Annotated in this window: 10 protein-coding genes; 5 read left to right on the top strand and 5 right to left on the bottom strand. The window is 67.5% G+C overall.

The annotated features are described in order from the left end of the window. The first annotated feature begins 48 nt into the window (after window positions 1-48). Window positions 49-1,140 (top strand): DUF4192 domain-containing protein, encoded by a 1,092-nt coding sequence (locus MKW15_RS07675; RefSeq protein ID WP_240856990.1) that lies wholly within the window; start codon window positions 49-51, stop codon window positions 1,138-1,140. Window positions 1,141-1,152: 12 nt separating this feature from the next. Here MKW15_RS07675 and MKW15_RS07680 read toward each other — a convergent pair whose 3' ends face one another. Further along, entirely contained in the window at window positions 1,153-1,836 is a 684-nt protein-coding gene (locus MKW15_RS07680; RefSeq protein WP_240856991.1) for a metal-dependent transcriptional regulator, read from the bottom strand. 152 nt (window positions 1,837-1,988) lie between these two features. Between MKW15_RS07680 and MKW15_RS07685 the strand changes: the two genes are divergently transcribed. Further along, window positions 1,989-3,233, top strand: coding sequence for an acetoin utilization protein AcuC (locus MKW15_RS07685; RefSeq protein ID WP_240856992.1), 1,245 nt, complete (start codon window positions 1,989-1,991; stop codon window positions 3,231-3,233). After that, complete coding sequence (locus MKW15_RS07690) at window positions 3,226-6,051, top strand: bifunctional acetate--CoA ligase family protein/GNAT family N-acetyltransferase (RefSeq protein WP_240856993.1); 2,826 nt, start codon at window positions 3,226-3,228, stop codon at window positions 6,049-6,051. Before MKW15_RS07685 ends, MKW15_RS07690 begins: the two co-directional genes overlap by 8 nt. A 19-nt stretch (window positions 6,052-6,070) precedes the next feature. On the opposite strand, the gene MKW15_RS07695 is transcribed toward MKW15_RS07690, so the two are convergent. Both MKW15_RS07695 and MKW15_RS07700 read right to left on the bottom strand, forming a co-directional pair. Next, window positions 6,071-7,102 (bottom strand): sigma-70 family RNA polymerase sigma factor, encoded by a 1,032-nt coding sequence (locus MKW15_RS07695; protein ID WP_276614708.1) that lies wholly within the window; start codon window positions 7,100-7,102, stop codon window positions 6,071-6,073. A 166-nt stretch (window positions 7,103-7,268) separates the two neighbouring features. Further along, entirely contained in the window at window positions 7,269-7,751 is a 483-nt protein-coding gene (locus MKW15_RS07700) for a DUF3099 domain-containing protein (RefSeq protein ID WP_240856994.1), read from the bottom strand. Window positions 7,752-7,872: 121 nt separating this feature from the next. On the opposite strand from MKW15_RS07700, the gene MKW15_RS07705 reads away from it, so the two are divergent. Continuing rightward, the gene (locus tag MKW15_RS07705; protein ID WP_240856995.1) at window positions 7,873-8,148 is read left to right on the top strand and encodes a DUF3039 domain-containing protein; all 276 of its coding nucleotides are present in this window, start codon (window positions 7,873-7,875) and stop codon (window positions 8,146-8,148) included. A 734-nt stretch (window positions 8,149-8,882) separates the two neighbouring features. Here MKW15_RS07705 and MKW15_RS07710 read toward each other — a convergent pair. Then, window positions 8,883-9,980, bottom strand: coding sequence for a YihY/virulence factor BrkB family protein (locus MKW15_RS07710; protein WP_240857042.1), 1,098 nt, complete (start codon window positions 9,978-9,980; stop codon window positions 8,883-8,885). A 346-nt stretch (window positions 9,981-10,326) separates the two neighbouring features. On the opposite strand from MKW15_RS07710, the gene MKW15_RS07715 reads away from it, so the two are divergent. Then, window positions 10,327-12,090: a DEAD/DEAH box helicase gene (locus MKW15_RS07715; RefSeq protein WP_374246664.1), complete on the top strand. Its 1,764-nt coding sequence runs from the start codon at window positions 10,327-10,329 to the stop codon at window positions 12,088-12,090. 82 nt (window positions 12,091-12,172) lie between these two features. On the opposite strand, the gene MKW15_RS07720 is transcribed toward MKW15_RS07715, so the two are convergent. Further along, a complete protein-coding gene (locus MKW15_RS07720) occupies window positions 12,173-12,379 on the bottom strand; it encodes a DUF7455 domain-containing protein (protein WP_240856996.1) in 207 nt (68 codons plus the stop codon). Window positions 12,380-12,484: the final 105 nt, after the last annotated feature.

A 12,484-nucleotide genomic window follows, 5' to 3' on the forward strand; every position in this document is an offset into this window, starting at 1 on the left:
CCGCGGCGAACGGCCGATGAGGGCGTAGGCCGCAGTGATGATGACGGCATGTCCTCATCGAAATCACGCTCGCGCCTCGACGCGGCATCGCTCCTGACCGCGATCCCGGCTCTGCTCGGGTTCATCCCCGAACGGTCGATCATCATCTTGTGCGTAGGCCCCGGGCGCACGGTCCGGGCGACGATGCGCCACGATCTGGCCGTCGACGACGACGGGACGCCGCAGCCGGCGCTGCTCCGGGTGTTCGCGGAGTTGGGCTCGATCTGCGCGCGGTACGGTGCGCGCGATCTGTTGGTGGCCATCGTCGACGACAGGTTCGCGCTCGACGATCCGTGCCATCGGCGCGTACTGGCCCTCGCCAATCGGGAGTTCTCGGCATCGGGAGGAGTGTCGATCGGTTTCGTCCTCAACGAATTCGACTGTGGTGCAGCGTGGTCGGTGGCGTGGCGGCCACGAGCGAACCGGCCGGCCCCGATCGCGGTGCCGAAGGCCGGTGCCGGCGTCCTCGCCGATCCGCGCACCTGCCCGACCGCGATAGCCACGGCCGTGTCGACGGGCAGGCGCCTGCTCTCGAGCCGCTCGGAGATGCAGCAGATGCTTGTCCCGTCGCCTCGGTGTGCCGAGCCCGTCTGCAACCACCTCGACGCACCGAACGAGCCGCTCGACGGTGTCGGCGCGCAGGACACTGCCGAACATCGGAGACTGCTCGCTCTGATCGTCGACCGGGTGCAGGCCGGTCCGCCGAAACTCGACTGCTCGACGCTGAACGAGCTCGAACGTGCCATCCTCACACTGCCGGTGCGTGATGCGGCGTTGGCGCTCGCCGTGACCGACCTGCGCGACGGTGCCGAGCTGCTCTGGCGCGAACTGACCCGGCGTCTGCAGAAGCAGGGCCGGGCGAGCGCGGCCACGATGCTCGCCCATCTGCACTACATCGGGGGTGAGGGTGCCTATGCCGGTGTTGCCCTCGACGCGGCGCTGGCCGCCGATCCCTCGTGGTCGTTGGCCGGTCTCCTCGATCGTGCGCTCCGGAACGGCATGCGGCCCAACACACTGTGGGAGATGATCGACGACTCTTACCGTGCCGCAGCGGAGTTGGGTGTGGTCATCCCGAATCCGACTCTGCGTGCCGTGGGTTGAATGCCCGTCGCCTCACACCTTGTCGACGAAGACCGAGTGCGCCATCTCGTTCGACAGGTTCAGGCCTTCGTGCCCGGGCGTGTCGATGGTGACGGTGCTCCCCGAGCAGGTGACGGTGACGCGGGCGTTCGGCACCACTCCGGCCTCACGCAGCTGGCCGATGAGTGCTGTGTCGGACTGCGCATGCTCGGACAGGCGTCGCACGATCACCGCGACCTTGTCGCCCTGCGGGAGGTCGGACAGTCGAGTCGCAGGCGCCTCGCTGCCGACGGGCTCGGCGCCGAGCGCTTCGAGACCCGGAATCGGGTTGCCGTACGGCGAGGTCGTCGGATTCTTGAGTACGGAGAGCAAACGGCGCTCGACGTTCTCACTCATGACGTGTTCCCAGCGGCACGCCTCTTCGTGAACCTCGTCCCACGGCATGCCGATGACGTCGACCAGCAGTCGTTCGGCCAGCCGGTGCTTGCGCATGACGGCGATCGCGAGTCCGCGGCCCTTGTCGGTGAGTTCGAGGTGGCGGTCGCCTGCCACGCGGAGCAGGCCGTCGCGTTCCATGCGCGCAACGGTCTGGGACACGGTCGGTCCGCTCTGTTCCAAACGCTCGGCGATACGTGCCCGCAGTGGCACGATGCCTTCCTCTTCGAGGTCGTAGATCGTCCGCAAGTACATCTCGGTGGTGTCAACCAGATCGTTCACTGTGCGCAGTCCCTTTCGTCCCCCTCCAGAGTACCTTGACCTGCGGCGCGAACACCTTCGGCCGACCTCGGCAAGGCGTGTCCGCCGGACTGGTACCGCAGCGTCGAGACATGGCACTAGCCTTGAGGCGTGGCCGATCGAGCGAGTGCGCAATGAGTGCGACCGTCATCTGGAGTGAGGACTTCTTGTCCTACCGATGGGCAGATACCCACCCGATGAATCCGGTGCGGCTCGCGCTCACCATGACCCTCGCGGGCAGCCTCGGTGTTCTCGACGGCGTCGAGCCCGCTCCGCCGCTGTCCATCGACGACGACGTGCTGAAGGTGGTGCACACCTCCGACTACATCGATGCGGTGCGCGCTGTCGGGTCGGGAACGGCGTCGCTGTCGGGACCTCTGCTCGAGCGCCTGTTCGGCCTGGGTGACGCGGACAACCCGGTGTTCGACGGCATGCACGAGGCGGCCCGACTCCTCGTCGGCGGCACCTTGGCAGCGGCGCAGGCGGTGGCGTCCGGCTCGGTGAACCGGGCGGTCAACATCGGCGGCGGCATGCACCATGCGATGCGTTCGCGGGCAGCCGGGTTCTGCATCTACAACGACTGCGCGGTGGCCATCCACTGGTTGCTGGAGAACGGTTTCGACCGGATCGCCTACATCGACATCGACGCCCACCACGGTGATGGGGTCCAGGCAGCCTTCGTCGACGATCCCCGGGTCATGACGGTTTCGGTGCATCAGCATCCGGCGACGCTGTGGCCCGGTACGGGCTGGCCCACCGAGGTCGGCAACGACGCGGCGGCCGGGTCGGCGGTCAACCTCGCACTCATGCCGGACACGCAGGATCGGCTGTGGCTGCGCGCGTTCCACGCGGTGGTGCCGTCGCTCATCGCCGAGTTCCGGCCGCAGATCCTGATCTCGCAGTGCGGCGTCGACAGCCATCGGGCCGACCCGCTGACCGACCTGTCGCTGACGGTCGACGGACAGCGTGCCGCGATGATCGCGATGCGTGAACTCGCGGACCGGTACTGCGAAGGCCGGTGGGTGGCGGTCGGTGGCGGCGGCTACGGCGTGGTCAACGTGGTTCCACGCAGCTGGACCCACCTGCTCGGGGTGGCACTCGACCGCGATGTCGACGTGACCCGGGAGATTGACGAATCGTGGCGTGCCACAGCCGAACAGGTGGCGAGCAAGGTGTACAGCGACTACTCGCAGCCACCGGTGGGGGTGATGGGCGACGGCGGTGATGTGGCCTTCGCGGCCTGGGACGGGGACACCGGACAGGCACCCCTCGACGGAATCAGCGAGTCCGCCCAACGCCAGGCCGACCGTGCCATCCTCGCCACCCGCCGTGCGGTCTATCCGCTCCACGGACTCGACCCGGAGGATCCTCGTGACTGAGCAGCCCACGACCGTTGCCGATCGTCCGGAGCCGCGTGGGCCTTGGGACTATCCGCGGCATTGGATCGCCGACGTGCTGGCGTCCGACGGTGGGGTCGTGCACCTGCGCCCCATCGTCCCCGACGACGCCGACCGCATCGTCGAATTCCACTCCAAACTGTCCGAACGGACCCGCTACATGCGGTATTTCGGGCCAACGCCGACGCTTCCGCCCCGCGAGGTCGCACGGATGACGACGGTGGATCACCAGAAACGAGTCGCGCTGGTCGCCGTTCTCGGCGGCGAGATCATCGCGGTGGGCCTCTACGAAGGGCTCGCCCTCGACGGCAAGCCGGAATCGGCGGAGGTCGCCTTCGTCGTCGCCGACGAGCATCAGGGTCGCGGTCTCGGCCCGATCTTGTTGGAGCATCTCGCGGGTGCGGCTGCCGAGAACGGCTTCACGCGCTTCGAGGCCGAGGTGCTCAGCGAGAACCCGAACATGGTCGCGGTGTTCCGCGATGCGGGTTACCAACTGTCGCGCAGTTTCGACGGATCGACGGTGCACGTCGAGTTCCTCATCGACCCCACCGAGGCTTTGCTGTCGGTGCGAAACGCGCGGGAACGCGCGTCGGAGGCACGCAGTGTGGCCAACCTGCTGCGTCCGGGTTCGGTTGCGGTGATCGGTGCGTCGACCGACCCCAAGAAAGTCGGAAACGCGCTGCTGTCCAACATCATTGCGGGTGGTTTCACCGGCCCGGTGTTCCCGGTCAACGGGCCCGGACACGGTCCCGACGACCCGACCGCGCACGAGGACGACGCCACCGCCCCAGGCCGATCCGCGCCGGGTCGCTCGGTCCCCGGTCGGCGCACCCGGGAGCGGCCGCCGTCGGTGCGTGGCATCCGGGCCTACGAGACGGTGCGCGACATCCCCGATCCGGTGGACCTGGCGGTGGTGGCGGTACCCGCCGAACGGGTGCCCGACGTGCTCGACGACTGCCTTGTGAAGGGGGTTCGCACGCTCGTGGTGGTGTCGTCGGGATTCGGCGACAGCGGGGAGGAGGGCCTGCTCAGCGAACACCGACTGGTGGAACAGGTGCGCGAACACGGCATGCGTCTGGTGGGTCCGAACGCGCTCGGGGTGGCCAACAACGATCCGGCTGTCGCGCTGAATGCGACTCTCGCCCCACGCATTCCCGCTGCCGGTCGCGTCGGGTTCTTCTGCCAGTCCGGCGCCCTCGGCATCGCGATCCTCGACACCGCGGCCCGCAGGCAGATCGGGCTGTCGACCTTTGTCTCGGCGGGCAATCGCGCCGACGTCTCCGGCAACGACCTGCTGCAGTACTGGGACACCGACACGGCCACCGACGTCGTGCTGCTGTATCTGGAGAGTTTCGGTAATCCGCGCAAGTTCTCCCGGATCGCTCGTCGGGTGTCGCGGTCCAAGCCGATCGTCGCGGTGAAGTCGGGCAAAGGGGCGATGACCCCGGTGCGCGCCGCGCGGTCGGGGGGTGCGAGCCTCGACGATCAGATCGCGCGGATGGTCCTCGAACAGGCCGGTGTGATCCAGGTCGACACGATCCCCGAATTGTTCGACTGTGCCACGACATTCGCGTTTCAGCCGTTGCCCCGCGGTCCGCGGGTGCGCATCATCGGCAACTCGTCGGTGCTGGGCAGCCTCGCTGCCGACACCGCCCGCGGCGGTGGGCTCGAGGTTCTCGATGCGATCGATCTCGGGGCCGGCGCGTCCGAGGAGCAGTTCGAGTCGGCGGTTGCCGAGGCGATGGCCGACCCGGGCGTCGATGCGATCCTCGTCGTGTTCGTCCCGCCGGTGGCGGTCGACGCCGACTGGCATGCCCGTGCCCTCATGGCGGCGGCGAACACTCCCGACGCCGACGGCAAGAAGCCGATCGTGACAACCTTTCTCGCGGTCGACGGCATCCCGCCGGGACTCAAGAAGCCCGGCGCCAACGGGCTACCCGATCGTGGGTCGATCCCGTCGTACGCCAGTCCCGAGCGTGCCGCGTCGGCCCTCGCGCGGGCCTGGCAGTACGCCCGATGGCGGCAACGTCCGGAAGCGGTGGTCGCGCGTCCCGACGGCACCGACCCCGAGGCCGCCCGGATGTTCGTGCGCGAGGCATTGGCCGACGTCGCAGTCGACACCGACCAGGGCATGGTTCTCGATCATCTGGCCAGCGCACAGGTGCTCGGGTGGTACGGGATCTCCGTTGTCCCGTTCCGGGAGGTGAGCACCCTGCACGAGGCGTCGGCCGCGGCTCGCGAGCTCGGCTTCCCGGTGGCCGTGAAGGCAACCTCGGCGGCGTGGCGCGGCCGTCTGGACCGGGAGGGCGCGCGTCTGGATCTGCCCGACGCCACCGCCGTCGTGACGGCGTTCGCCGAATTGAGCGGTCTCACCGGCGACGACGTGCTGCACGTACAGAAGATGGCACCCAAGGGGGTCGGCACGGTCATCCGGGTTCGGGACGACCCGTCGTTCGGATCGCTGGTGTCGTTCGGGCTGTCGGGCCGCACCTTCGAGCTGCTCGGCGACCACGGCTACCGTGCCGTCCCGTTGTCAGAACTCGATGCCGCCGAACTGATCGACGAGCCGCGTTCGGCACCGTTGCTGTCGGGCTACGGCGGAGAGGCGGCCGTGGACAAAGCCGCGTTGATCGACACGCTGTTGCGGATCTCCACGCTCGTCGACGACATTCCCGAGGTGCGCGAGGTGCTGTGCGATCCGATCCTCGCCTCGCCGGAGGGGGCGGCGGTGCTCACCGCGCAGATACGGATCGGTCCGGTGCCCACACGTGCGGACACCGGACCGAGAAGATTGGGTTAGGGGAGATTGGGCGCAGATCTCAGCTCGCGTAGGCGCGCAACCGCTCGGCGCGGTCGCCCTGGCGGAGCTTGCCCATGACCTCACGCTCGATCTGACGGACCCGCTCGCGGGACAGCCCGAACATGCGGCCGATCTGGTCGAGGGTGCGCGGCTGACCGTCGTCGAGGCCGTAGCGCATCCGTATGACCTGCTGCTCACGCTCGTCGAGGGTGGCCAGCACGGCGCGGACGTCGGTGTGCATGAGCCCGGCGATGACGGCGCTCTCGGCCGAGGTGGCCTCCGCGTCCTCGATGAAGTCGCCCAGTGGGGCTTCTTCGTCGCTGCCGACCGGCATGTCGAGGCTCACCGGGTCGCGGCTGTGGTCGAGGAGATCGGCGATCTTCTCCGCCGGGATACCGGACTCGTTGGCGAGTTCCTCGTCGGTTGCCTCACGGCCCAGTTGCTGATGGAGCTCACGCTTGATGCGGGCCAGCTTGTTGACCTGCTCGACGAGGTGGACGGGGAGCCGGATGGTGCGTGACTGGTCGGCCATGCCGCGGGTGATGGCCTGGCGAATCCACCAGGTCGCATACGTGGAGAACTTGAATCCCTTTGCGTAGTCGAACTTCTCCATTGCGCGGATCAGTCCCAGGTTGCCTTCCTGGATGAGATCGAGCAGGGGCATGCCACGGCCGGTGTAGCGCTTGGCGAGCGATACCACCAGGCGGAGGTTGGCTTCCAGCAGATGAGCGCGGGCAGCCTCACCCTCGCGGATGATCTGAGCGAGATCACGCTTCTTGGTCGCCGACAGCCGCTTGCGATTCGCGAGGACATGCTTTGCGTACAGGCCCACCTCGATCTGCTTCGCGAGTTCGACCTCTTGCTCGGCGTTGAGCAGCGCAGTGCGCCCGATGCCGTTGAGGTAGACGCGGACGAGGTCGGCGGCGGGCGACTGAGCGTCGAGATCCTGCTCGGTCATAGCCGGGCGGGTGCGCGTGGCGGCGGGGTCTGCGCCGACAGCGCTGGTGAATCCAGTGGTCGTGGTTGAACGTGCAACTGTCGAGCGTGACATGCGGCCTCCTGAATTGAGTGCGTTCACAGAGTGCAACGCGTCGAGCATCGGGAAAGTTCCCGGCTACTCGAGCGTCGTTGGCGGCCGTTGCGTATCTGACCTGGGCAAACTGGTGTTGTCGCGCCGCCAGGTCTGAGAAGTTGCTGAGATGTGCGCTCGGGTGGGATCAGGAGTCGGGGTCGACGGTGTGGGAGTCGATGGTCCGCGAGTCGATGGTCCGCGAGTCCGGGCCGGGTTTCGGTGCCGCGGTCGTCGTGGTGTCCGCCGAATCTGAGTCGACGGCGGATGAATGCAGTTCGGCCGGTCCGATCACCGAGTGGTCGGCACCGTGCAGATAGTGCGGCACGGCGCCGCGTTTGCGGGGTGGCCGGTCGTTGGCGACGAGGACGGCGACCCAGGGCAGCGGAATGGACAGGGCAACGATGCCGAGCGCCAGCAGACCGTTCCCGGTGGCGCTGTAGACGATGCCGGCGATCACCAGAGCGGGCACTCGAAATGCCATCAACGTCAGGTACTTCCGGACCCGGGCCCGGTGCTGGGCCTCGTAGGACTCCGCGGCGTCGGTGATCAGGAACGTCTCGGAGGTCACGCCGCTGCCGCGCCCGTCATCAAATGGTGCACGACCGCCCTGCGCCGTCGACTCACCCATGAATTCCCTTCGCGCCACCGGCCACCGAAACGTGCCGAACCCCCCTTCCACCATCCCACTTTCGGCACGTGAATGCACCATCGGGTCGTCGTGCACAACCGCCACAGCGCACAATGGACGGATGGGAACCGAAACCATCGAACGACCGGACCTCGATGAGTGGTCCGACGCCAAGACCGACGAGCGTCCCGACGCCGACGCCACAGATTCCGGCGACGACGACCGGCCGAAGTTCTTCCACTACGTGAAGAAGGAAAAGATCGCCGAGAGTGCGGTGATGGGCACCTACGTCGTCGCGCTTTGCGGGGAGACCTTCCCCGTCACCCGGTCGGCCAAACCGGGGTCACCGGTGTGTCCCAAGTGCAAGAAGATCTACGCACGCATGCGTAAGAGCTGATCCGAAGAGTTCAGTGACCAGCGTCGTGACCTGGGGAAACACGATACTGTCGTGCCCGCAAAATCTCGGGGAAGAAGTTTCTTCCCCGAGGTTCACAGTCGTCCCCTACAAATTTCTGGGGGAAGACACCAAGGGTCGGGGACGAAGTTTCTTCCCCGACTTTTTGTGGGCGCATGTTCCTGGCGTCGCCGTCGGCGGAACGCGGCGACCGGCAATCGGTGACTGAGATCGGGCCCGTCAGCGTCCGCTTCCGGGATATACCCGGAGGACCACCGTCAGGGGCCCGATTCTGGCCACCGGCCCAACCTCCAACCCTTCCCGCCTCCACGATCGTCGGCAACAACGACGGGGAAACGCTGATCCGGAGAGTTCGGCGACCCACTCTCTGACCTGGGGTTACGTGGCGTCGGGGCCGGGAAGACCGCGCGTCGACAGGGACCTCGTTTCTGGTCAGAGACCTTCGGAACTGCCGACGGTCCCTGACCACAAGTGAGGTCTCTGTGATGGGTGGTCCGTGACGGCCGCTTCGCCGACCCGAGGCGCGTCGTCGGCGTGTCGTGGTTTCAGAAACCGCGTGTCTGGTCAGAAACCCGAGGCGCACCAGCGGTTTCTGGCCACATCAGCGGTTCCTGGCGACCAATGCGGTTTCTGCGACGAGGCCGCGCTCTTCCCGCCTCCATGATCGTCGGCAACGCCGACGGTGAGTCGCTGACTCGACTAGTTCGGATTGGCGTTCACCGATCAGACGGCGGCCGTGATCGCCGGATCGGGCCCGAGGACAACCGATCCGGCAGATTGCGGAGCTGTCCGGTGATGTCGGAGGTCTGCGAATTGACCCACTCGCGAACCTGCGTCGTGGTGGACGCCTTCGCCGGCCACAGGGCCTGTACCGCGGCGTTGAACTCTGCGCCTAGCACGATCGCGAACCCGAGGAAGAACGTGAACAGCAGGAACGCGATGGGTGTGGCGAGTGCGCCGTAGGAGTAACCGGCGCGCGTGACCGCAGTCAGGTAGATGCGCAGGATGAAGCTGGCGATCCAGAACACCATGCCGGCGAGGACCGCTCCGCCGACGAGCCGGTGCCACGGCAGCGGATGGGGCAACGCCAGATGGTAGAGCGTCGTCAGCACCAGCAGCAGCAGAGCGGCGACGAACGGGAAGTACCCGTAGTCGATGAGCGTGGTGATGATCGGGTCCCACGAGTCGGGCACGATGTCGTGTAGATAGTTCGGTCCGAGGGCGACGAGCGGGAGCAGCAACACCGCCACGCAGAGGAAGCCGACGTAGAGCAGTAGCGCGAAGATTCGCTGCCACACGGGGTTTCGGACTTCGTGCTGGTCGTGGGCGTGCACGATCGACGCGATGAAACACGACACGGCCGACGACCCCGCCCACAGTGACAGGATGAAGCCGAGGGACACCACACCGACGCGCCCGCGGTTGAGGACGTTGTCGACGGTCGGGGTGATCAGGTCGCTGACGACGCTGTCGGAGAACGTGCGGTTGGCGAAAGCGATGATCCGGTCGTAGACGACGTCGACGGTGTCGGGACCGAACCACCCGGCGACGTAGCCGACGCTGCCCAGCAAGCCGAGGAGCAACGGCGGCAAGGACAGCGCCTGCCAGAAGGCTGCCTGGGCCGACCATCCGACGATGCCGTGGTCCCAGGCGTTCACGGTCGTGCGCCACGCCAGCACATGCAGGTTGCGGAACACGGGCCGCCGCTGCCCGGAGTCGGGGTTGTCGTCGAAGGGGTGATCGTGTCCCGGCCGCCGGGGCGCCCGGATGGGTTCTGTGGGGGCCGTGGGATCGCCGGCCGGCTCCGACGGTATCGACTCCGGCAAAGCCGACTCGCCCGGCGACGGTTCGTCGTCGGCGAGGGGGGCGGGGTTTCGATTTCTGCCGGCTATTCCCTCAGCATTCCTGATCGCGGCGGCAAATGGGTATTCCGCTGACCTGCGGTGCGTCGGATCATGACCGCCCGGGTGACCGGTATCGCCTCCGTGGAACGTGTCGCGGTGCGCGACGGCACGCCGCGCAGCGGTAGCATTGGCCCGTCCCCTTGGCATGTGTGACACCCACACTGAGGGGTCGTTTTGTGCCTCCCACCAGGGATGACCAGTCATCGTTGCTGGTCGGCACGGTGACGTTTCACTTGCAGTCAGGAGCAGCACACCGGTGACCTCTGCCGATCCGTCTGTCGCGAACCCCACACTGGCCGGGGACGCCGCGGCACCGTCCGCGGTGCCCGCTTCGTCGATGCCGCTGCGCGCCTGGCAGCGTCGCGCGCTGACCAAGTATCTGACGAAGCGTCCGCGCGACTTCCTCGCGGTCGCGACCCCGGGCGCGGGCAAGACCACCTTCGGCCTGCGCATCGCTCGCGAACTGCTCGACGACCGCACGGTCGATCAGGTCACCGTGGTCGCACCCACCGAGCACCTCAAGCACCAGTGGAGTGAGGCGGCGGCGCGAGTCGGCATCGCCCTGGATTCACGGTTCAGCAACTCCGCCGGACAGACGAGTAGCGACTATCACGGTGTCGTGGTGACCTACGCGCAGATCGCGGCTCACCCCGCGCGACACCGCGTTCGGACCGAGAACCGGCGGACGCTGGTGATCCTCGACGAGATTCACCACGGCGGCGACGCGAAGTCGTGGGGTGAGGCGATCCGGGAGGCCTTCTCCGACGCGACCCGCAGGCTGGCGCTGACCGGGACACCCTTCCGGTCCGACGACTCGCCGATCCCGTTCGTCACCTACGAGCCGGAACCCGGGGGCGTGCAGCGCTCACGCGCCGATCACACCTACGGCTACGCCGACGCGCTCGCCGACGGCGTGGTGCGTCCGGTGGTCTTCCTGGCGTATTCCGGTCAGGCCAGCTGGCGAACGAGTGCGGGTGAGGAGTTCACCGCCCGCCTCGGCGAGCCGCTGTCCGCCGAGCACACGGCGCGCGCGTGGCGCACGGCCCTCGATGCACACGGCGACTGGATTCCGGCGGTCCTGACCGCTGCACACACCAGGCTGGGGCAGCTGCGCGCCGGTGGTGTGCCCGACGCGGGCGGACTGGTGATCGCCACCGATCAGACCTCGGCGCGTGACTACGCCGAACTGCTGGCGTCCATCACCGGCAAGAAGCCGACCGTGGTGCTGTCCGACGACCCGAAGTCGTCGTCGCGCATCGCGGAGTTCGCCGCGTCGGACGACGAGTGGATGGTCGCGGTCCGCATGGTGTCGGAGGGTGTGGACGTGCCGCGGCTGGCGGTCGGGGTCTATGCGACGAGTGCGTCGACACCGCTGTATTTCGCGCAGGCGATCGGCCGATTCGTCCGGTCTCGTCGGCCGGGGGAGACGGCCAGCGTGTTTCTGCCGTCGGTGCCGGTGCTCCTCGACCTCGCGAGCCAGATGGAAGCCGAACGCGACCACGTGCTCGGCAAACCGCACCGCGACAGCGACGGCCTCGATGACGCGTTGCTGACCGATGCGAACAAGCAGAAGGACGAGCCCGGCGAGGAGGAGAAGGGCTTTCAGTCGCTGCATGCCGACGCCGAACTCGACCAGGTGATCTTCGACGGTTCGTCGTTCGGGACCGCCACCTTCGCGGGTTCCGACGAGGAGTCGGACTACCTCGGATTGCCCGGCCTGCTCGATGCGGACCAGGTCCGCGCACTACTGCGGCGCAGGCAGGACGAACAGGTGACGGCACGGTCGGCCGCGGTGCCGGATGTCGGGGCGGCCGCAAGCGCGCCGCGGAGCACGGGGGAGAACCTGCATGCGCTCCGAAAAGAACTGAACAGTCTGGTCGCCATGCACCACCACAGGACGGGGAAGCCGCACGGCATGGTGCACAACGAACTCCGCACCAAACTCGGCGGTCCGCCGACAGCGATGGCGAGCGCGGATCAGCTTCGGGAACGGATCAACGCGCTGCGTGAGTGGCGCTGAGCACAGTCCGTCGACACCCGACACGATTCAGGCCCGGCCGGAAGAACCGGCCGGGCCTGAATCAGGTCTGAGGTTTGCTGGGTCAGACGAGTTCGCCCGCGGACTCCACGACGGTCGCGCTCAGCTCGACGAGTCGGGCCTCGTGCTCGTTGAAGTGATGACGGCAGAAGAGAAGCTCGCCCCCCTTGGGGAGGACGGCGCGTACCTTTGCCGCGGCGCCGCAGCGATCGCAGCGGTCGGCGGCAGTGAGCGACATGGAGATCGGGGTTGTGGTGGCAATGTCATTCATGATTCCTCCGTCCCGGTCCGGCGCCTGTCGGTCGCCTTCCCTTCGTGAGCCGACACATCCGGGCGATGCGTCAACCTCACTCTGTCAGACGCTTGGGGGTTTCGT

It is taken from the genome of Gordonia gummivorans (assembly GCF_022513585.1).
GTDB lineage: Bacteria > Actinomycetota > Actinomycetes > Mycobacteriales > Mycobacteriaceae > Gordonia.